The sequence below is a fragment of the Roseibium sp. 10G30-5 genome (assembly GCF_055809635.1).
The window spans coordinates 1,568,637-1,587,438 of sequence record NZ_CM147918.1 but is presented as its reverse complement, the minus strand read 5'-3'; the positions used below and the strand labels follow the sequence as shown (position 1 = coordinate 1,587,438).

Annotated in this window: 20 protein-coding genes and 3 pseudogenes; 13 read left to right on the top strand and 10 right to left on the bottom strand. The window is 56.9% G+C overall.

The window, feature by feature from the left end; translation table 11 throughout:
• Nucleotides 1-88 precede the first annotated feature (88 nt).
• Nucleotides 89-1,033: pseudogene (locus tag AC0L7U_RS08015) on the bottom strand (sugar ABC transporter substrate-binding protein).
• Nucleotides 1,034-1,140: 107 nt separating this feature from the next.
• Nucleotides 1,141-1,413: an SIS domain-containing protein gene (locus AC0L7U_RS08010; protein ID WP_473695166.1), complete on the bottom strand. Its 273-nt coding sequence runs from the start codon at nucleotides 1,411-1,413 to the stop codon at nucleotides 1,141-1,143.
• Nucleotides 1,414-1,426: 13 nt separating this feature from the next.
• Here AC0L7U_RS08010 and AC0L7U_RS08005 point away from each other — a divergent pair, with 13 nt between their 5' ends.
• Nucleotides 1,427-1,843 carry a hypothetical protein gene (locus AC0L7U_RS08005; RefSeq protein WP_473695937.1) on the top strand — a complete coding sequence of 139 codons (417 nt, stop codon included), beginning with the start codon at nucleotides 1,427-1,429 and terminating at the stop codon, nucleotides 1,841-1,843.
• On the opposite strand, the pseudogene AC0L7U_RS08000 reads toward AC0L7U_RS08005, so the two are convergent.
• Nucleotides 1,823-1,990, bottom strand: a pseudogene (locus AC0L7U_RS08000) (RpiR family transcriptional regulator); the annotation flags it as partial. The gene AC0L7U_RS08005 and the pseudogene AC0L7U_RS08000 overlap by 21 nt on opposite strands.
• A gap of 125 nt (nucleotides 1,991-2,115) precedes the next feature.
• Between AC0L7U_RS08000 and iolG the strand changes: the two are divergent.
• The 4 genes and pseudogenes from iolG to fabF all read left to right on the top strand — a co-directional run bounded on the left by iolG (nucleotide 2,116) and on the right by fabF (nucleotide 6,382).
• On the top strand, nucleotides 2,116-3,114 hold the full coding sequence (gene iolG / locus AC0L7U_RS07995) for an inositol 2-dehydrogenase (RefSeq protein ID WP_473695164.1): 999 nt from the start codon (nucleotides 2,116-2,118) through the stop codon (nucleotides 3,112-3,114).
• A gap of 48 nt (nucleotides 3,115-3,162) precedes the next feature.
• The gene (locus AC0L7U_RS07990) at nucleotides 3,163-4,293 is read left to right on the top strand and encodes a Gfo/Idh/MocA family protein (RefSeq protein WP_473695162.1); all 1,131 of its coding nucleotides are present in this window, start codon (nucleotides 3,163-3,165) and stop codon (nucleotides 4,291-4,293) included.
• Between the two features lie 99 nt (nucleotides 4,294-4,392).
• Nucleotides 4,393-4,986, top strand: coding sequence for a TetR/AcrR family transcriptional regulator (locus AC0L7U_RS07985; RefSeq protein WP_473695160.1), 594 nt, complete (start codon nucleotides 4,393-4,395; stop codon nucleotides 4,984-4,986).
• Between the two features lie 123 nt (nucleotides 4,987-5,109).
• Nucleotides 5,110-6,382 (top strand): annotated as a pseudogene (gene fabF / locus AC0L7U_RS07980) (beta-ketoacyl-ACP synthase II).
• A gap of 110 nt (nucleotides 6,383-6,492) precedes the next feature.
• On the opposite strand, the gene AC0L7U_RS07975 reads toward fabF, so the two are convergent.
• Complete coding sequence (locus AC0L7U_RS07975) at nucleotides 6,493-7,728, bottom strand: MFS transporter (RefSeq protein WP_473695158.1); 1,236 nt, start codon at nucleotides 7,726-7,728, stop codon at nucleotides 6,493-6,495.
• Nucleotides 7,729-7,849: 121 nt separating this feature from the next.
• Between AC0L7U_RS07975 and AC0L7U_RS07970 the strand changes: the two genes are divergently transcribed.
• A complete protein-coding gene (locus AC0L7U_RS07970) occupies nucleotides 7,850-8,188 on the top strand; it encodes a TetR/AcrR family transcriptional regulator (protein WP_473695156.1) in 339 nt (112 codons plus the stop codon).
• Between the two features lie 41 nt (nucleotides 8,189-8,229).
• Complete coding sequence (locus AC0L7U_RS07965) at nucleotides 8,230-8,445, top strand: TetR family transcriptional regulator C-terminal domain-containing protein (protein ID WP_473695154.1); 216 nt, start codon at nucleotides 8,230-8,232, stop codon at nucleotides 8,443-8,445.
• A 128-nt stretch (nucleotides 8,446-8,573) separates the two neighbouring features.
• Here the strand turns inward: AC0L7U_RS07965 and AC0L7U_RS07960 are convergent, their stop codons facing one another.
• From AC0L7U_RS07960 to AC0L7U_RS07940, 5 genes are all read right to left on the bottom strand, one after another.
• On the bottom strand, nucleotides 8,574-9,821 hold the full coding sequence (locus AC0L7U_RS07960; RefSeq protein WP_473695152.1) for an MFS transporter: 1,248 nt from the start codon (nucleotides 9,819-9,821) through the stop codon (nucleotides 8,574-8,576).
• Nucleotides 9,822-9,823: 2 nt separating this feature from the next.
• A complete protein-coding gene (locus tag AC0L7U_RS07955; RefSeq protein WP_473695150.1) occupies nucleotides 9,824-10,135 on the bottom strand; it encodes a hypothetical protein in 312 nt (103 codons plus the stop codon).
• Between the two features lie 15 nt (nucleotides 10,136-10,150).
• The gene (locus AC0L7U_RS07950) at nucleotides 10,151-10,723 is read right to left on the bottom strand and encodes an isochorismatase family protein (RefSeq protein WP_473695148.1); all 573 of its coding nucleotides are present in this window, start codon (nucleotides 10,721-10,723) and stop codon (nucleotides 10,151-10,153) included.
• Between the two features lie 217 nt (nucleotides 10,724-10,940).
• Entirely contained in the window at nucleotides 10,941-11,264 is a 324-nt protein-coding gene (locus AC0L7U_RS07945) for a MarR family winged helix-turn-helix transcriptional regulator (RefSeq protein WP_473695146.1), read from the bottom strand.
• A 153-nt stretch (nucleotides 11,265-11,417) separates the two neighbouring features.
• Nucleotides 11,418-12,284 (bottom strand): NAD(P)-dependent oxidoreductase, encoded by an 867-nt coding sequence (locus AC0L7U_RS07940; RefSeq protein WP_473695144.1) that lies wholly within the window; start codon nucleotides 12,282-12,284, stop codon nucleotides 11,418-11,420.
• A 234-nt stretch (nucleotides 12,285-12,518) separates the two neighbouring features.
• On the opposite strand from AC0L7U_RS07940, the gene AC0L7U_RS07935 reads away from it, so the two are divergent.
• The 5 genes from AC0L7U_RS07935 (at nucleotide 12,519) to AC0L7U_RS07915 (ending at nucleotide 16,186) form a co-directional block, all read left to right on the top strand.
• A complete protein-coding gene (locus AC0L7U_RS07935) occupies nucleotides 12,519-13,130 on the top strand; it encodes a lactate/malate family dehydrogenase (protein WP_473695142.1) in 612 nt (203 codons plus the stop codon).
• Nucleotides 13,063-13,458, top strand: coding sequence for a Rossmann-fold NAD(P)-binding domain-containing protein (locus AC0L7U_RS07930; RefSeq protein WP_473695140.1), 396 nt, complete (start codon nucleotides 13,063-13,065; stop codon nucleotides 13,456-13,458). Before AC0L7U_RS07935 ends, AC0L7U_RS07930 begins: the two co-directional genes overlap by 68 nt.
• Nucleotides 13,459-13,606: 148 nt before the next feature.
• On the top strand, nucleotides 13,607-14,968 hold the full coding sequence (gene pglB, locus AC0L7U_RS07925) for a polygalacturonase PglB (RefSeq protein ID WP_473695138.1): 1,362 nt from the start codon (nucleotides 13,607-13,609) through the stop codon (nucleotides 14,966-14,968).
• Between the two features lie 223 nt (nucleotides 14,969-15,191).
• Nucleotides 15,192-15,836, top strand: a complete 645-nt coding sequence (locus tag AC0L7U_RS07920; protein WP_473695136.1) for an MBL fold metallo-hydrolase — start codon at nucleotides 15,192-15,194, stop codon at nucleotides 15,834-15,836.
• Nucleotides 15,833-16,186, top strand: a complete 354-nt coding sequence (locus AC0L7U_RS07915; RefSeq protein ID WP_473695134.1) for a hypothetical protein — start codon at nucleotides 15,833-15,835, stop codon at nucleotides 16,184-16,186. The genes AC0L7U_RS07920 and AC0L7U_RS07915 overlap by 4 nt, the downstream gene beginning before the upstream one ends.
• Nucleotides 16,187-16,411: 225 nt before the next feature.
• Here AC0L7U_RS07915 and ctrA read toward each other — a convergent pair whose 3' ends face one another.
• Entirely contained in the window at nucleotides 16,412-17,104 is a 693-nt protein-coding gene (gene ctrA / locus AC0L7U_RS07910) for a response regulator transcription factor CtrA (RefSeq protein ID WP_473695132.1), read from the bottom strand.
• A gap of 403 nt (nucleotides 17,105-17,507) precedes the next feature.
• Here ctrA and fliI point away from each other — a divergent pair, with 403 nt between their 5' ends.
• Entirely contained in the window at nucleotides 17,508-18,800 is a 1,293-nt protein-coding gene (gene fliI / locus AC0L7U_RS07905) for a flagellar protein export ATPase FliI (RefSeq protein ID WP_473695711.1), read from the top strand.
• The last annotated feature ends 2 nt before the right edge of the window (nucleotides 18,801-18,802 follow it).

Here is an 18,802-nt window from a genome sequence, read left to right as displayed (position 1 = left end):
TCTTGCGCGCGAAAATGTTTTCATTCTGAGGGGCAATCGGATCCCGAAGGCAGCGAGTTTGCTGCCTTCGGTCCGCGAAATTCGCTGATCAGCGGTATTCGCCTGCGTATTTCTCGACTTTGGCGATGTTCGCCTTGGTGACAAACCCCGGGCCGGAGTTGATGGAATTGCCCGGAACAACGCCATAGCGCACGTAATTGGTCAGAATGACGACTGGCAGATACCCTTGCAGGAACGGCTGCTGATCAATGGCGAAGTTGATTGTGCCCGCCTTGATGGCCTTGGCGATCTGCGGGGACAGATCAAAGGTGCCGAAGTAGATCTGGCCGGATTTGCCCATGTCGTTGAGGGCTGCCAGAGTCGGGTGGGCAGACGTCGGCCCAAGCGTCAGGATGCCGTTTGTTTTCGGATGAGCCTTGAGGTAGGCCATGACCTTGGACTTGATTTCGGACGGATCCTAGCCACTGTCGATCATCTGGTTGCCCAGCTTGACGCCGAGACCAGCTGCAAAGCCTTGGCACCGCTCAACCGATGCGGGGTTGGTGATGTAATGGTTGACGCAGACGAAGCTGGTTACGCCCGCCTTCTTGGCGCGTTCCCCGGCGCCTTTGCCAGCGGCAAATTCTGGCTGACCGACATGCATCAGAGCGCCGATCTTCTTCGACTGTTCTTCTGTGCCCGAGTTGATGGTGATGACCGGAATGCCTTTGGCGACCGCGTCGGACAAGGGGCCTGACAGGACGTCATAATCAGCGATTGTCGAGATGATGCCGTCCGGGTTGGAGGCTGCGGCCTGCTGGATGATGCGGGCCATGTCGGCCAGATCGCCGGTTGGCGGGTTGCGGTATTCCACCGTCACATGCATCTGCTCGCCAGCAAGCTTGATGGCGTTCTTGATGGTGTTCCACCAGCTGTCGCTGTCGGGTGCGTGGCTGACGAGAACAAACCGTTCGCCGTCGGCATGGGCTGCCGGAATGGCAAGGCCGGAAAAGGCAATGGCAGCAGTGGCCATCGCAAGAAGCGTTTTTCTCATGGTGTTCCTCCCAGAACAAAAATTCGGCGGCCTCCCTGCCGCCGGGTTTTTCAGTCCCCGTGTGGCGTGAACCTATTGGTCGCCACAAATAGAATTTAAATTCCATTTCATTTTGATTGCAATGTATTTTTTCCAATGCCGAGTTTTTCGCGCTCTGCGCCGACCGAAACCGCGAGCGTGATGGCGAGCGACAAACTGGCGGACAGTGCTCTGAACGCGCCCACGTCAAGTTCGGCAACAAGCAGGGGAATGGCGCCAAGTCGCGTCAACGGGCTGGTCACCAGATCGGTGATGGCCACCAGTCCTGCGCCGCTGGCCTTGGCCGCCTCGGCCATATCCAGCGTCTGCTGAGTATAGGGGGCAAACGTCACGGCAATCACGGCGTCGCCAGTATTGGAACAGGTGATCGAGATGCATTCCACCCATGCCACTGTGCAACAGCGCTGGCACTTGCATCTTTTCAAAGGCGTAGGCGAGATAAGAGGTGACAGGAAAAGCGCGGCGAAACCCAACGAGATGGATTGTGCGTGCTTTTGCAAGGGTTTCCACGGCATCGCGCAAGGACTTGGCGTCAACAGAGGTGATCAGATTTTCCAGAGACATGCGACCGACATCGACAAATTCAGCCAGCAGGGCCGAGGGCGATTCGGCCCCATGCTCGCGCAATTTTTGCAGCCGGGTGCCATAGTCGGGCCATTTTTCCGAATGGCCGGTGCGAAAGACTTTCTGCATCTGCGAAAATCCGGAAAATCCCAATTCTTGGCAGAAACGCATGAAAGCCGAGGGTTGAACCCCCGCGCCTTCAGATAATTCCGCAACCGTCGAAACAGCGATCCGGTCGGGGTTGGCGGCAATGAAATCCGCGCATTGTTTCAATCGTTTGGGCAGGCTTTCGGAGCACTCTCCGATGCGGTTGATGACGTCGTCGATGGTCTGAGGTGCACTGCTGGCTGACATGGGCCGCTTTTCTTTTCATGCTTGACAGGTTCTATTGAAAGTGATTTTGGAATTTTTATTCCACTCTGGCAAGTCCGACATTCCATCGGACGGGAGGTGCCAGACGTTCTCGGGAGGAGACCATCATGACACTCAATGTCGCGCTCTTGGGCGCTGGCCGGATCGGCAAGGTCCATGCAAAGGCAATCGCCGCCACAGCGGGGGCGCAACTGGTTGCAGTCGCAGACGCCATCAGTGATGCAGCAGACGCACTGGCGTTGTCCTATGGGGCAGCCTCTCGCAGCATTGACGAGATCGAGACGGCATCCGATGTCGATGCGGTGATCATCTGCACGCCCACAGATACACATGCCGATCTGATCGAACGATCTGCGCGTGCCGGTAAGGCGATCTTCTGCGAGAAGCCGGTGGATCTGTCGATCGCGCGTGTGCGGAACTGCCTGAAGGTGGTGGAGGACACCAGCGCCAAGCTGATGGTTGGGTTCAATCGCCGCTTTGACCCGCACTTCATGGCGGTGCGGGCAGAAATTGATGCCGGTCGTATTGGTGATGTGGAGATGGTGCAGATCATCTCGCGGGATCCGGGTGCTCCGCCGCCTGCCTATATCAAATCGTCCGGTGGGATCTTTCGGGACATGACCATTCATGATCTCGATATGGCGCGGTTTCTTTTGGGAGAGGAAATTGCCACGGTGCAGGCCAGTGCGGCCGCTTTGGTTGATCCGCAGATTGGCGTGCTGGGTGATTTCGACAGCGCCTCGCTCATTTTGACGACCGCCAGTGGCCGGCAGTGTGCCATCTCCAATTCGCGTCGCGCCACTTATGGCTATGATCAGCGAATCGAGGTTTTGGGATCACTTGGAGCGATTTCGGCTGAAAATCAACGGCCGGTGTCCATCGAAATTGCCACGCGGAATGGCTACACGCGCCCGCCTCTGCATGATTTTTTCATGACACGCTACACCGAGGCTTATGCTGCTGAAATTGCAGCCTTTGTCGCGATGGTCGAGACGGGTTCTCAGCCCACGCCAAGTGGTGCTGATGGGCTGGCAGCACTGGTGCTTGCCGAAGCGGCGGTGCGGTCCGTTGCGGAAAAGCGCGCCATCGCACTCAGCGAAATCTGAAACAAGAGCGGAAGCTGATAGGATCCCGTGTGTCGGGGAGGAGAATGCATGTCCGACGATCGTAAAACGTTGGGTGTCGGTCTGATCGGGACCGGCTTTATGGGCAAAAGCCATGCGCTGGCCTATGGCGCGGTCCGGGCGGTGTTCGGGGATGTGCCGCGTCCCCGACTGGAGGTGCTGTGTGATGTGCCGGGCAACAAGGCGGCGGGTTTTGCCGATCAGTTCGGCTTTGCCCGCTCCACGGATGATTGGCGGGATCTGGTCTCGGACCCCGCCGTTGATATTGTCTGTGTGACAACGCCTAATAAGGTGCACAAGGAGATGGCACTTGCAGCCCTGGCGGCTGGAAAACATGTGCATCTGGAAAAGCCGATGGCATTGACGCTGGAGGATGCCCGCGAGATGGAGGCCGCCGCCCGAGCCGCCTCCGGCAAGACCATCACCGGCTACAATTATCTGCATAATCCGGTAATTGCTCATGCTCGCAAGCTGATTGGGAACGGGGCGATCGGGCGGGTCATCCACTTCCGTGGCTCGATTGATGAGGATTATCAAGCCGATCCGGACTTGCCGTGGACGTGGCGGGCAACCCGAGCTGAGGCAGGGCTTGGTACCTTGGGAGATATGGGCTGTCACCTGATCAGCATTGCCACGACGCTGTTGGGGCCGATCGAAAGCCTGATCGGGGATGTGCAGACGGTGCATGAAACCCGCCGGGTTGCCGGTGAAGAGGACCGCAAGCCAGTCGAAAATGAAGATATCGCCTCGGCGTTGTTGCGTTTTTCAAGCGGGGTCAGTGGTCTTATGTCCACCTCGCGCAGTGCTTGGGGTCGAAAAAGCCATATCGGCTTCGAGATTCACGGCACGCAGGGCATGATCACCTACGATCAGGAACGAATGAACGAACTGAAGCTTTACCAAAACAGCGGACCTGTGGCGGAGCAGGGGTTCAAGACTATCCTGACAGGTCCTGCGCACCCGCCTTACGGTGCGTTTGTTCCTGCTCCCGGGCATCAGCTTGGCTTCAACGACCTGAAAGTTATTGAAGTCCATGCCTTTCTAAAGGCGATTGCCGAGGATCGGCCGGCTTATCCAGCGTTTTCAGATGCGTTGCATTTTGAAGAAGTCATTCATGCCTTTGCGTTGTCTGGCAGAACGGGACAAAGGATGAGCGTATGATCTGCTGCGAAGGCCAGTGGCTGCTTTGTCATTAAAATAGATTGCAATCGACATCAAAACCCCATATAGATTTTAATCGTAATCTATATGGGGTTTAACATGCGTGTGTCACGTCGGCAGGCCGAAGCCAATCATCAGGCGATCATCAATGCCGCCAGTATCCTTTTTCGGCAATATGGATTTGACGGAATCGGTCTCAAGGACTTGATGAAAGGGGCTGGCCTCACGCAGGGTGGCTTCTATAAACGCTTTTCCTCTAAGGAGGACCTTGCGGTTCAGGCCTCTGATCGAGCACGTGATTTCGCCATCCAGCATTGGCGTACCCGAATGGAGGAAGATCCGGACAACGCGCTTGAAGTTCTTTTGGCAATTTATCTTTCGCCAGAACACCGTGACAGGTTGGGGGAGGGCTGCCCTTTGGCGGCGTTGAGCACGGATGTCGCTCGCGCAAGCACGGAAATTCGTGCAAGCTTTGCAGATGGCATCTCAGACCTTTTGCAATTGATCACCGGCGCGTTAGGCTCTGTGTCGAGCGAGCGAAATCGTTCAGACAGGGTTGATCCGCGCGCGCAGGTCATCCTGTCGACAATGCTGGGAGGCTTGCAGTTGTCTCGGATTGTCGATGACGCAGCGCTGTCTGCGAGTTTTCTCGAAGCAGCGGCCGATACGGTTCGAAAAATCGCAAAAAGCTGAAAAGCCTTGCAATGTTCCAGTTCACTTGCCCGCAGATCTGCTAAGACGGTGCATATGAGCGTTGCGTTTGCGCAGTTTCTCCAGTGCAAGCAATTCAGACAAATCAAGAAGATTGGATAAACTATGCGACGGATCGTTGTCACGGGCCTCAGGCGCTGTCAGCCCGCTTGCCGCCAATGCGGAAGCATCCTGGCCGCGTCTTTTGGCGGGACACTCCGGCATACGTCGGCTGCCTGAAGATGTGGTGGCGGATCTCTCTGCCAAGGTTGGCGGTTCTGTCCCAACGATCGAGGAAGACGCAGAAGCGGGCTTTGATGTTGATGCCGTGTTGCCACGTAAGGAGCAACGCAAGGTTGATCGGTTCATTCTGTTTGCCCTTGCCGCAGCCGAAGAGGCGTTGACGCAAGCTGGATGGGCACCGGAGAGCGAGCGGGATCGTTTGCGCACGGCAACGATCATCGCTTCCGGCATTGGTGGCTTTTCGGCTATGGCAGAAGCTGTACGTACTGTCGATCAGCGCGGTCCGCGCCGTCTGTCTCCGTTTACGGTGCCATCTTTTCTGGTCAATCTTGCGGCCGGTCAGGTGTCGATCCGCTATGGGCTGAAGGGCCCGTTGGGGGCGCCTGTTACGGCGTGCGCGGCGGGTGTCCAGGTCTATCGGTGATGCCGCGCGGCTGATCCGGGCGGGGGAAGCGGATGTTGCCCTGTGCGGCGGAACGGAAGCCTGTATCAGTTCGGTCAGTCTTGGTGGCTTTGCGGCAGCTCGTGCTCTGTCCACCAGCTTCAACGACACACCGGAGGAATCGTCGCGTCCATTTGATGTTGACCGCGATGGTTTTGTTATGGGCGAAGGGGCAGGTCTCGTGGTGATCGAGGAGCTGGATCATGCGCTCGCGCGTGGCGCTGTGCCGCTGGCCGAACTCGTCGGCTATGGCACGACGGCAGACGCGTATCACATCACGTCCGGGCCAGAAGATGCCGATGGTGCGCGCCGTGCCATGGAACTTGCGCTGGCGCAGGCAGGAATTTCGGCGTCGGACGTCCAGCATCTGAATGCCCATTCAACCTCGACGCCTGTGGGTGACCGGGGGAATTGATCGCGATCAAGCGGGTCTTTGGTGAGACAAGTGACTTGGCAATTAGTGCCACGAAGTCGGCAACGGGGCATTTGCTCGGAGCCGCCGGCGGGTTGGAAGCGGTGTTTACCGTACAGGCCCTGCGCGATCAGATGGCTCCGCCGACGCGAAATCTGGGCACAGTGGATCCTGCGGGCGATGGGTTGACGTTTGTTGGCCGCCAACCGCGGCCAATGGCGATGGACTATGCCATTTCAAATGGCTTCGGCTTTGGCGGCGTCAACGCCAGTGCGGTGTTTCGCCGTTGGCAAGGCGCTTGAGCTCGTAAAAGCACCTTGTGTCACGACAAGCCGCAACTGCATAGAGGCACTTGCGGCTTGTGTTATATGGGCGGATGCTTGCCCCGAAGACTGTCCTGCCAGGGCTGGTTTTACGGTTTTGGTGTGCTCAGGCCGTCACTTGCAGGGATCTGCGGTGGCGAGCGATCGTGAAGATTAACCCCATGACCAATCAACATCAGGATTGTGCTGCCGTACACGTTGGCGACGGCCAGCAGGCCATAGGTTTGCGACAGATAGCCGGCCAGAATGGCAGGCAGGCTGAACGCCAGATAGCTTTCGACATAGAAAGCCGCCATCAGTCCGGCGCGCTCGCTGGGATGGGCCAGGGGCATGATCGTGCGCAGTGAGCCGAGGAAGGCGGAGCCAAATCCGGTACCTGCTACAACCGATCCTACGAGCATGATGGTCGCGTGCCCCGTGTTGACGCCTATGAGGATAATCGGCAGTGCGACGATCAGTGCGGACGCACCGGCCATGAAGGCGACCAGAGGTCGCCGTTTGCGCATCACCAGAATGGAGGCCCCGGCACTCAGGGTCAGGGCGGCGACCACGAACCCACTCAGCCAAATGGAGCTGGAATGGGTGGCCGCAGCAATCAGGCTTGGCATCAGCGACAGGTAAAAGCCACCCAAAGCCCAGGTGGAAATATTGATCGGTGTGATAGCGAGAAGTTCTGCCCGCGCCTGATGCGGAACGGAGATGTTCGGTCGCAGGGATCTCCACACGTTGGGCTTGCCGCCAGAAGTTTCGGGGGTCTGCCAGAGCAGAAACAATTGCAGCGTAAATGCAGCCACCAGAACGGCGAACACCAGATGCAACGGGGCCGGAGCCAGCTCGACCAGAGCGGTTGTGCCAAGGGCTCCGAAGGCCATGCCGATCATTGGTGACAAACTGTTGGCGAGGGAACCCCGGTCGTGCTCCACGTCAATCAGGGCGGCAGCAAGCGAGGACGTCGCAAGACCAGTCGCAACACCTTGCACGATACGGGCGGCAATCAGCCAGACAGGGCTTGCAGCCAGGAAGAACAACAGCATCGCGACGATTTCCAGCGTCAACGCCAGACTGATCACCCTGCGACGGCCAATATGGTCCGACAACGCGCCTGCCACCAAAAGTGAACTCAGCAGGGCAAAGGCATAGACTGCGAAGATCACAGTCAGCATTAACGGCGAGAAGTGCCATTGATGCTGGTAGAGCCGGTAAAGAGGTGTCGGGGCGCTGGATGCGCCGAGAAACAGGATCAGCGAGAGGGCGTGAACAATGAGCGCGAAAGGCAAGGGCGGCTTGCTCTTGCTTTGAGGCCCGGAAGAGCTGACATTTGACATGAGACCGTCCATTCGTCAAAAAGCTAATATCTTGCGTTTGGATGATATAGAGTATGTTGCTCACTAAAGCAAATATTTTGCGTTAGTGAGCGTGCCGATTGTTTGGAGGGATTGAAACGAGATGGTTGCGAAGACCACGAAGGGACTGCGCCCGGGCGGGCGCAGTGCTCGGGTTCAGGAGGCTGTGCATCAGGCGGTTCGTGCGATCCAGGATGAGGCGGGTCGCGATGCGCTAACTGTGCCTGCCATCGCAGAAAGGGCAGGCGTGACGCCCTCGACCATCTACCGTCGCTGGGGAGATTTGCCGCAGCTTTTGTCTGACGTGGCTATGGAAACCATGCAACCTGACATGACGCCGGTGGATACAGGGTCGTTTCGTGGGGACTGCAAGCTTGGCTTGAGCAGTATCTTGAAGAAATGGCAACTGATTTTGGCCGAGCCATGTTGTGTGATGTCTTGAATAGCGCAGACAGCCGCAACGCCGGTTTGTGCGCAGGTGTTGTGAAAGAACAGTTCGAAGTCATGCGCCAGCGCGCCGCTGCCCGGCAAGAGCCTGTTCTCAGTTGCGAATTGATTATCAATCACCTGATGGCACCGTTGATTTATCGCAACTTGTTTTCGACCAAAGCGCCGGATTTTTCCTATGGACTAAAGTTGCTCGATCAAACCTTTCAGTTTGCCGAGATTGAGGCCGTGTCCATGCGTGCTGCATCGTAATTTGCGAGTTTGACGATTTACAGCAATACCCTCCGAGTTGGCCGGGTGTGGACCTACAGACTTGTCCAAGACGTCTGACGTCAAAACGTGGGTCATCGGTCTGATTTATGGGTCCACACCTGAACGTGTCAGGATCGGGCGGGCGGTGGCGTTACGTGCTTGTCGGGCCGGTCTTGAACCCGCAAGACGTAGATCAGTCCGGCAATGGCGGCGAGAAATCCACCTGCTGCGCCAAGCCCCAGAGACCAGCGGGGTCCGAAGGTGTCTGCCACCCAGCCAACAATAGGCGCACCGATGGGTGTGCCACCGAAAACAATGGCGAGACGTAAAGCCATGACGCGCCCGCGCATGGATTGATCGGTGGTGAGTTGCATCAGGCTGTTGGATGTGTTGGTGATTGTGAGCTGGGCGACGCCCAGGAAAACCAGCGTGATTGCAAACCACCAGTAACTGGGCGCAAGAGCCGCAATTGTTGCGCCGGCACCAAAGAGGATGGTGCCAGTCAGCAAGGTGCTGAAGCGGGGACGCTCGCGTCCCGCTGCCATCAATGCGCCAGCCACCGTGCCGAAGGCCGTAAAGGATGACAGAATACCATAACCACGGGCATCGGTATGGAACACCTTGACCGACATGGTCGAGATGAAGATCGGGAAATTCAATCCAAAGGTGCCAATCAGGAACAGGATCACCAGGATTGTCTTCAGGTCAGGACGCGCCCAGACATAGCGAAAGCCCGCCATCATGCTGCCTTTGCTGCGCATCAGACGCTTGCTCTGGCGCAATTCGGCAACACGCATCAAGCTCAGGGACAGAAGAACGGCGGAAAAAGATGCTCCGTTGATCAGGAAAGCCCATCCGGTTCCAATCGCGGCAATCATCAGACCTGCAACGGCGGGGCCGATCATGCGGGCCGCGTTGAACGATGTGGAGTTCAGAGCAACGGCATTGGGCAAATCGGCATCGCCCACCAGCTCGCCAACGAATGTCTGGCGCACGGGGCCGTCAAACGCGGCGGTGCACCCCAGCAGGAAGGCGAAGATGTAGACGTGCCACAGTTGCACGACGCCCGTGACGGTGAGGAGCCCCAACACCAACGCAAGACTGCCCATCATGCCCTGTGTCACCATCAGCATTTTGCGCTGATTAAAGTGATCGGCGGCATAGCCCGTCAACGGCAGCAGCAACAGCATGGGGCCGAACTGAAGCGCCATGACAAGGCCCACCGCACTGGCACTGTGATGCGTCAGTTGGGTCAGGACAAGCCAGTCCTGTGCCGTGCGCTGCATCCAGGTGCCGATGTTGGAGACGAGCGCACCGCCAGCCCATAGACGATAGTTGTAGCTTTTAAAGGATCTTAGAACACGTGGAAGTGCCATGATCAGGACTGTTCCGACAAGTCTCCGCCATTGAAGCGACCAAAATGGCGTGCGAGCATCAACGAGATGGCGAACATGCCGAGACCGGCCGCAACGACGTCACGTGTAATGAGCAGATCAAAAGACCCAACATGGCAGAGAAGGCCGTATGCGACGGCCAGATTGAAGAAGCCCCACACCACATTCAACGTGGAGGAGGAGTGCCCTTCGCCGCGTGGGGTCGCGAAAGGCGTTTGAAATGGCTTGCCCATCAACCCGGCAAGAACGTGAGGCAGTGCGTTGGCAAGAAAGACCCCGCCAAAGAACCAAGGCAATCAAATGTGGCCAGTTCATGCGGCACCTAGCGTCGTTTTCAGCATGCCTATGATTTCGGTGGTGGTGCCGCGTTCGCCAAGCCGGGGAAAAACTTTGGTGATGCTGTAGTCATGCGCGTCCGGGCGACGATCTGTCATGGCATCAGTGGCCAGCGTAACGTTGTAGCCTAGCTCATAGGCCTGACGGGCCGTTGCCTCTACGCCAGTACCGGTTGCTACACCGCACACGACGACTTGCGTAACACCAAGTGTCTTGAGTTGCGCATCGAGATCGGTTGTTGGGAACGCTCCCCAGCTTGTCTTGGTGATTTCAATGTCATCGGCTTCAGGCCCCAGTTCGGCAACGATATCGGCAAAGTCGGCGGGCAGATCTGCGGGCAGCCGTGCGCCTTCTTCAGTGCGTCCGGGTGCGCCGCCGGTGACATTGATCAACACGACCGGCAGTTTGTTCGCTCGAAACGTGTCAGCAAGACTTGCCGCATTTTTTACAACTTCAGCGATTGAATGCACCAGCGGCATTGCGGTGATGCCTTTTTGCAAGTCGACGACCAGGAGGGCGGTTTGTGGGTCAAGTGTGGTCAAGGCCATGAAGTGGTCCTTTCAGCGAAGACGGGGCGGGGAACTCTGGCGCTCACCGAAGACGGGGCGACCGTCAGCGCGTTGAGATCAGGAGTGATCAGGATCTGTTAACCGCTGAAGCATTGAGACGGCTTTCGCCAGAAACTCCTGCTCCTGCGGAGAAAAAGTAATGTCGATATTGCGCGTCAGCCAGTCCTGACGGATGGCGCGGTCATGTGTCAGCCGCTCACGTGCCTTGGTTGGTCAGCGTTAGAATGGTGCGCCGGCCATCTGTTGGATCGGCGGTGCCTTGCACGAACCCGGTGGTTTCCAGTGATGCTACTGTCGCGCCCATGGACTGCGGACGAACCCGTTCCATGCGGGAGAGATCTGCAATGGTTGCCGGTCCGTCCCGGTCGAGGCGAAAAAGCACGGCCATCTGGCTTGAAGTGAGGCCGTCACTCGGGGTTTGTTCGCGCAAACGTCGCTTGATCTGCCGTGTCAGAGACCGCAGCTCTGTCGCCAGTGCGAAGGCGCGTTCTTTTGAAAGCGGATCATTGTCATTCTGCATGTTTGCTATCTAATGATAGGAAGTCTACCTGTCAAGTTAGACTTCTAAAAATAAGTCACTGAAATGCATGTCCTATGCTGCTTCTCAAAAGGCTGCGTCATGGAACGCAGCCTTTTGAGTGTAAACGGAAAATCGGTCGCAACCGCAGGGCGGTCAGATGGTTTTGTAGAGCTTGGCGACGCTGGTCATGTTGAGGTCGCCGAGTCCCTGATCAATGGCGGTTTTGAACACGTCATGCACGGCTTTAGTCGTTGGGGTTTTGCTGGTGTCACCTGCGACGCCAAGGGCGTAGCGGAAGTCTTTCTCAATCAGACTGACAGGAAACTGCGGATCAAAGGCCTCGTTCAGCATTGAGCCAGTGAGATAGCCAGCGCAAGGTGCCCATACGGATGTTGTGGAGATGGCGTCCATCACCTTTTGTGGATCCGCGCCGTTGCGCCGGGCCAAGCCGATCAACTCTGCATAGGCCGCGACCTGAATGCCCAGCAATGCATTTGTGCTGAGTTTGGCAATCGCACCGGTTCCCCAAGGGCCGATATGATTGATCGTTGATCCCATCGTTTCCAGAACCGGTCGCACGGTCTCGACATGGGCGGCATCACCGCCCATCAGAAAGACGAGTTTTCCTGCCTCCGCCTGTGGGCGCGAGCCTGAAACCGGGCCTTCCAGAAAAGTGCGGTTTTGGGCGGCAAGGGCTTGGCCCAGTTCTTTCGCCCACTCCGGGGTAATCGTCGAACTTTCAATCGCGATGGCCGTCTCGCCCAAGCCAAGAGCCGCGCCGGTGTCTTTGTGCAGCCAGACGTCGCGCGACGCCTCGTCATTGCTGACCATGGAGAAGACGAATTCCGCCTCATCTGCTGCTTCGCGCGGCGTTGTGGCCTGCCGTGCACCGGCTTTGACCAGCGGCTCTGTGGCCGCTGTCGACCGGTTCCAGACCGTTACCTCATGTCCGGTGTCGAGCAGATTTGTCGCCATGCGGGACCCCATGGCTCCCAGTCCCAGAAATGCAATCTTGGCCATTTTAAACTCGCTTTCTTTGAATGCGCTTTCTTGGAGATAAGAGGGCGGGGCGTCACTTCAATGGCTCCGGCGGGCGTGAGAGCGATGCAGGCGGGGCAATCTGTCGCGCTGCGCACTGTCTGTTATGCATTTGGAGAAACTGATCTTTTGATGCAGGATGCGAGAAATTTCGCGAACAGATGATCGTGTCTTAGATACGAACATCCATAGTGTGCGACTGCGCAGGAGAGTGTCATGAAAGTGGGTGTTGTTGGTGTGGGGGCAGTGGGCAGCACTGCGGCTTACGCCATGGTTCTCAACGGCGTTGGTACGGAGATCGTACTGGTTGACCACAATCCGAAGCTGGCTTTGGCGCAGGCGGAAGACATCTATCACGCGACGCCTTTTGCGCATTCAGTCTCGGTCTATGCGGCGGACTATGAAGCGCTGCGCGGTGCGGCCGTTGTCGTGATCGCTGCCGGCGTGAGCCAGAAGCCGGGCGAAACTCGTTTGCAGCTTCTCTCCCGCAACGCGGCGGTCTTCGACACGGTGATTTCCAGTATTTTGAAATATGCGCCGGATGCCATTCTGGTGATTGCCACCAACCCGGTCGACATCATGACCCAGATTGCCACCGATCTGTCTGGTCTGCCGCGCCACCGGGTCATCGGCTCGGGCACCATGCTGGACACGGCGCGGTTTCGCACGCTTCTTGGGCACTATCTGGGCATTTCGCCGTCCTCCGTGAATGCGGATGTGCTCGGCGAGCATGGGGACAGCGAGGTCTTGGTCTGGTCTGGTGCGTCGGTCGGTAATGTGCCGCTCGCTGATTTCGCTCAGGCAGTCAGGCAATCCCCTGACAGATGAGGGGCGCCAGAGCATCGATCAGCGTGTGCGTGGTGCGGCCTATTCGATCATCGAGGGCAAAGGTGCGACCAATTTCGGGATCGGCGCTGGGCTGTCTCGCATTGTCAGGGCCATCTTGAGTGACGAGAGAGCCGTTATGAGCCTGACGGGTCAGATGCAAACGTTTCAGGGTATTGCGGATATTGCCCTGTCGATCCCACGGGTCATTGGCAGGAATGGTGTTGAAATGACCTTGACACCATCGCTGGATCAGGGCGAACTGAAGCAGATGCAGGCCAGTGCCGAGACGCTGAAAAGTGCGGCTGATGCGCTGCGTTCTACCATCTGAGCCGCCAGATGAGCCTGAGCTGAGTGTGCCTTGGCAGACGGGCGTCTCTGATAATTTGCGTGCACCCGCGCGCAAGACCATTCATGAATTGAGACATCAGAGGGACCGGCTGCGGTTTGGTGCCCATGCACGTGTCGGGAGACAGACAATGACGCAACCGGAGACGCCCTTTGACCGGGATTTTCATTTTGCAGCGCGGCCCGGTGATTGTACGCAAGCCCTTCAAGCTGCGATCACGGCGTGTGCGCAATCCGGGACAAGAGTGGTGTTGGATGCAGGCCAGCACACCTGTGCAGGTCTGACGCTTGTGTCTGATACGCATTTGCATTTTGCCGAGGGGGCCGTTTTACAGTTCGCGGGCAGCTATGATGCTTATGCCGCGAACGAGGTGGGTGTTGTGGCCGAGGACTCCTACCGCGCCGCGCTCGTCGCCAGGAATGCATCCAACATTGCGTTGACCGGACTAGGAACAATTGAAGCTGCCGGTGAGGCGTTTATCATCGACACATTGGAAGACATGGGTGTGCACGTCCCAGCCAAATTGCGTCCGCGTGTAATGGTGCTGGAAAACTGTTTCGATGTGCGCATCTCAGACGTTCATGTGCATCATTCGCCTATGTGGACGATCCACCTGGTGTGCTGTCGCAAGGTGCAGGTCCGAGGGCTGACAGTCGATAACGATCGCCGTATGCCGAATACCGACGGGCTGGTAATCGATTCTTGCGAAGGGGTGACGATTTCCGACTGTGATATTGCCACAGCAGATGACGGCGTGGTGTTGAAGACCAGTCAGGGCAAGGACGGTCTGCCAGTGGGCATCTGCCGCGACATTCGAGTGATGAACTGTCGCATTGAAAGCCGCAGTTGCGCCTTGAAGCTTGGCACGGAAAGCCATGGTGACTTCGAAGACATTGTTTTTGCGGATTGCGAGGTTATCCGATCCAACCGTGCGCTGGGAATTTTTTCGCGCGACGGCGGGCGGATCTCCAACATTCGCTTTGAACGCATCACGGTCGATTGCGATGAAATGCCGGAAGGCTATTGGGGGTCCGGGGAGGCGATTACCGTCAATGCATTAGACCGCCGCAGGGCGCGCCCGGCGGGCCGCGTTGAGAACGTTGTCTTTCGCGATATTGCCGGGCGGGCACAAGGGGCGATCAATCTGGTTGCCGATGCGCCGGCTGGTATTGTCGATGTCGTGTTGGAGCGTGTGTCGCTGATCCAGGACAAGGGACGACATGGAGGCAGGGTCTATGACTTGCGCCCGAGCCGGTTCGATCTGGAACCGGAAAAATATGGTGTCGGACGGGCCAATGCTTTCGTGCGAGACGCTTCGGGAGCAATCATCGGGCTGGTTCCCTATCCCGGCGGCCTGCCGGGGCTGTTCGCGCAGAACATCGCGGGGCTTGTCTTGGAAGCAGTCGAAATTCGCCGTCCGGATCCTTTGCCCGAGGGGTGGAACCCGGAGGCGCAGGTAGTGTTACTCAGTGAGACGGGTCAGTGGACCTGATCTCACTGGCGCAGGGATCGTAAATAACAGCAAGGTGAAAGGCGCGTGTGCTGCTTGCACTGTGGTCGCAGGCCATGATGTGACAGGATGCCGCTTGATTTCCCAAGGGGCTGGTGCCGTTCTCAGGCAAGAGACAGAGCCCTTGGCGTTCGAGCCTGCCGGTTTTTACGACAACTCTGGATGACGGAGGGGTGGGCTTGCAATCTTGCAGAAGGAGAGCACGATGTCCGACGTTCGAGTTCAGATTTCCCGCAGACAGATGATGATGACAAGTTCCGCATTGGCGGCGGGCGCAGTTGTGAGCGGATTTGGGCTCCCTGCGACCGCAGCTTTTGCAACGGAGCCTAAAACGGGAGGCGAGATGCAAGATGCCCTCAAGGCGCCAGTGGCGCGTTTCAAGGTTGGCGATTTTCAGCTGACAACGATGATGGATGGCAGCGCGCTCTATGAAGAACCGCAAAAGACCTTCGCCATGAATGTTGATAAAGCGACCTTCGAAAAGGTAAGCGCGGCGAATTTTCTGCCAACCAATGCCTTCCGCAATACTTTCACCCCCATGGTAGTGAACACCGGCAAGGAGCTTGTCCTGTTTGACACCGGGATTGGTGAAAGCGGGCAGCCTGATCGCGGCAACATCAAGATGGCTCTGGCGAATGCCGGTCACACCCCTGAAGACATCGATATCGTGGTGCTGACTCATATGCATGGCGACCATATTGGCGGATTGATGTGGGGCGGTGAGCCGACGTTCAGGAACGCACGTTATGTGGCTGGTGAAACCGAATATGACGCATGGTCAAAGATGGATGGCTCTTCCGGTGGCGCAGCGCTTTTCCAAAAAATGTTGTGCCGCTGGCCGACAAGATGACCTTCGTCAAGGATGGGGACAGTGTCGTCTCCGGCATTACGGCGATGAACGCCTTCGGACACACCCCGGGGCATATGGTTTTCATGCTGGACAATGGCGATCAGCAACTGCTTCTGGGGGCTGATACAGCCAATCATTACGTCTGGTCGCTGGCCTATCCGGATTGGGAAGTGCGTTTCGACATGGACAAGACCAAAGCGGCTGAAACACGCAGGAAGATCCTTGGAATGGTGGCGCATGACCGCATTCCCTACGCGGGTTATCACATGCCATTTCCGGCTGTCGGATTTGTCGAGACCCGTGACAGCGGTTTTCGCTATGTGCCGCATAGTTATCAATTAACACTGTAAGTTTTCGCGATTTGCAACTCAAATCGGCTTTGGTGACTTTAAGCTCTAGGGCCGATTTGTGGCCAAGGACCGGTTTGAGCCTGCTTTCTTAAGAAGCCGGGTTAACAGGTTGACCTAAAACCATGTTTCGAACACAGGTCTTTCCGAAAACGATGGCGTTTACGCAAAAAAAAGCCCTCGCATCCAGCGAGGGCTTTTTTCTGAACTCTGTGTTTGTTGACACGATCAGGCGGCAGCTTCTGCTTCCGGTTCGCGCAGGACGTATCCACGTCCCCAAACGGTTTCGATGTAATTCTTACCAGCCGTAGCTGCCGCCAGCTTCTTGCGCAGCTTGCAGATGAACACGTCGATAATCTTCAGTTCCGGCTCATCCATGCCACCATACAGGTGGTTGAGGAACATTTCCTTGGTCAGGGTGGTTCCCTTGCGCAAGGACAGAAGCTCAAGCATTTGGTATTCTTTGCCGGTCAGATGTACGCGCTGACCGCCAACTTCAACTGTCTTGGTGTCAAGGTTGACCTTGAGATCGCCCGTCACGATGATGGACTGAGCGTGTCCCTTCGAACGACGAACAATCGCGTGAATACGCGCAACCAGCTCATCCTTGTGGAAGGGCTTGGTCATATAGTCGTCGGCACCAAAGCCAAGACCACGAACCTTATCTTCAATGCCAGCGTTGCCGGAAAGAATAAGGATAGGTGTCTTCACCTTGGACACGCGAAGTGTGCGCAAAACCTCGTAACCGGACATGTCCGGCAGGTTGAGGTCAAGCATAATGATATCGTAATCGTACAACTTGCCGAGGTCGATACCTTCCTCGCCAAGGTCCGTCGTGTAGACGTTGAAGTTCTCGGACTTCAGCATCAGCTCAATACTTTGTGCTGTAGCGCTGTCATCCTCAATCAACAATACACGCATGCCAATCCCCTTATGTTGCCTTTCCTGAGCATGTCGCAACGACAGCGCCGGTGCTTGCTACGAAGGACTGTCTTCAACCCCGACCCAAGGTTAATGGGTTATGGTTAACAAAAACCGTTTCGTAGCTGTAGCCTTTGTTTTAACGAATCTGTGCACAACAACCAAGCGGTTGAAAACCGTGTAAAAACGGAAAAAATGCCACTTAATGTTTTGCATGAAGAGATTGGGCTAACCGATTCCTTCAAGATTCATTTTCACAATGCCGTTGGACCCTCGATTTGGCTCTCGCCCGTCAACGTTCCGTTCATTAAGATTAAGCACAGACGTAAATGATCCGTTACCAAAGCCTCCAGATCTGTAAAGGAATTGCTCGTGAAGTCGCTTTTTGCCGAAATTGATCTCGATGTTGACGACGGAAATTTACGGTCGAGTGGCTGCTGTTCAGGGGCTTCTGGTCGAGGTTGCCGGGCCTATTCACGAGATGAGTGTGGGGTCGCGTCTGTCCATCCATCGGGGTGCAGGAGTGCCCGATGTGCCCGCCGAAGTGGTAGGTTTCCGCGATGATAAGGCCTTGTGCATGCCTTTCGCAGGCCTTGAGGGGGTGCGGATGGGCTGCAAGGCGGTGATCAGTGCGCGGGATAGCTCAGTGCATCCCTCCAACGCGTGGCTTGGTAGAGTTATCAACGCTATGGGCGAGCCTGTGGATGGAAAGGGAGAACTTCCGGGCGGAGCGGTTGGCAGGCGTTTGCGCAGTTCACCTCCGTCCGCATCCGAGCGTGCGCGAGTCGGTGGCGCCATTGATCTTGGCGTCCGGGCGCTCAACACATTCGTGACCTGTTGTCAGGGGCAGCGCATGGGCATCTTCGCTGGATCGGGTGTCGGCAAGTCAGTTTTGATGTCGATGCTGGCGCGCAACACTGATTGTGATGTCGCGGTGATCGGCCTTATCGGCGAACGTGGTCGTGAAGTTCAGGAGTTCATCGAGGACGATTTGGGCGAAGAAGGTCTGGCGCGATCCGTCGTCGTGGTCGCCACCTCGGATGAGAGCGTGTTGATGCGGCGGCAGGCTGCCTATTTGACGATGACAGTTGCGGAACATTTTCGTGATGAGGGGCAAAATGTCCTGTGCATGATGGATTCAGTCACCCGGTTTGCCATGGCGCAGCGTGAAATCGGCCTGTCGATTGGCGAGCCTCCCACGTCCAAGGGCTATACGCCGACCGTGTTCACCGAGTTGCCGCGTCTGCTGGAGCGGGCTGGGCCGGGTAAGGTCGGGACGGGGTCGATCACTGGTCTGTTTACTGTCCTTGTGGAAGGCGACAACCACAATGAACCGGTTGCCGATGCGGTGCGTGGTATTCTGGATGGTCATATTGTGATGGAGCGTGCCATCGCGGAACGTGGTCGGTATCCGGCCATCAATGTGCTGAAGTCGGTGTCGAGAACGATGCCACGCTGCGTGCCGGAGGAGCAGCGTCCGGTGCTGACCAGGGCAAAGCAATTGCTGTCGACGTATACCGATATGGAAGAGCTGATCCGGCTGGGGGCATATCGAAAGGGGTCCGACCCGGTTGTGGATGAGGCGATTGCGCGGTTCGGTCCGATTGAAAAATTCCTGACACAATGGAAGGATGAATCCACGTCTTTGGAAGAGTGCTATGCTCAACTTGCCAACCTTTTGGAAATGACTCCGTGATA

Excerpts from the sequence above, each read along its gene's own strand:
- AC0L7U_RS07970 (WP_473695156.1), top strand. The coding sequence starts at position 7,850 with ATGGTTGCGAAGACCACGAAGGGACTGCGCCCGGGCGGGCGCAGTGCT.
- AC0L7U_RS07940 (WP_473695144.1), bottom strand. The coding sequence starts at position 12,284 with ATGGCCAAGATTGCATTTCTGGGACTGGGAGCCATGGGGTCCCGCATG.
- AC0L7U_RS07950 (WP_473695148.1), bottom strand. The coding sequence starts at position 10,723 with ATGGCCTTGACCACACTTGACCCACAAACCGCCCTCCTGGTCGTCGAC.
- AC0L7U_RS07915 (WP_473695134.1), top strand. The coding sequence starts at position 15,833 with ATGACCTTCGTCAAGGATGGGGACAGTGTCGTCTCCGGCATTACGGCG.
- pglB (WP_473695138.1), top strand. The coding sequence starts at position 13,607 with ATGACGCAACCGGAGACGCCCTTTGACCGGGATTTTCATTTTGCAGCG.
- AC0L7U_RS07975 (WP_473695158.1), bottom strand. The coding sequence starts at position 7,728 with ATGTCAAATGTCAGCTCTTCCGGGCCTCAAAGCAAGAGCAAGCCGCCC.
- iolG (WP_473695164.1), top strand. The coding sequence starts at position 2,116 with ATGACACTCAATGTCGCGCTCTTGGGCGCTGGCCGGATCGGCAAGGTC.
- ctrA (WP_473695132.1), bottom strand. The coding sequence starts at position 17,104 with ATGCGTGTATTGTTGATTGAGGATGACAGCGCTACAGCACAAAGTATT.
- AC0L7U_RS07935 (WP_473695142.1), top strand. The coding sequence starts at position 12,519 with ATGAAAGTGGGTGTTGTTGGTGTGGGGGCAGTGGGCAGCACTGCGGCT.
- AC0L7U_RS07945 (WP_473695146.1), bottom strand. The coding sequence starts at position 11,264 with ATGCAGAATGACAATGATCCGCTTTCAAAAGAACGCGCCTTCGCACTG.
- AC0L7U_RS07990 (WP_473695162.1), top strand. The coding sequence starts at position 3,163 with ATGTCCGACGATCGTAAAACGTTGGGTGTCGGTCTGATCGGGACCGGC.
- fliI (WP_473695711.1), top strand. The coding sequence starts at position 17,508 with ATGTTGACGACGGAAATTTACGGTCGAGTGGCTGCTGTTCAGGGGCTT.
- AC0L7U_RS07920 (WP_473695136.1), top strand. The coding sequence starts at position 15,192 with ATGTCCGACGTTCGAGTTCAGATTTCCCGCAGACAGATGATGATGACA.
- AC0L7U_RS07985 (WP_473695160.1), top strand. The coding sequence starts at position 4,393 with ATGCGTGTGTCACGTCGGCAGGCCGAAGCCAATCATCAGGCGATCATC.
- AC0L7U_RS07960 (WP_473695152.1), bottom strand. The coding sequence starts at position 9,821 with ATGGCACTTCCACGTGTTCTAAGATCCTTTAAAAGCTACAACTATCGT.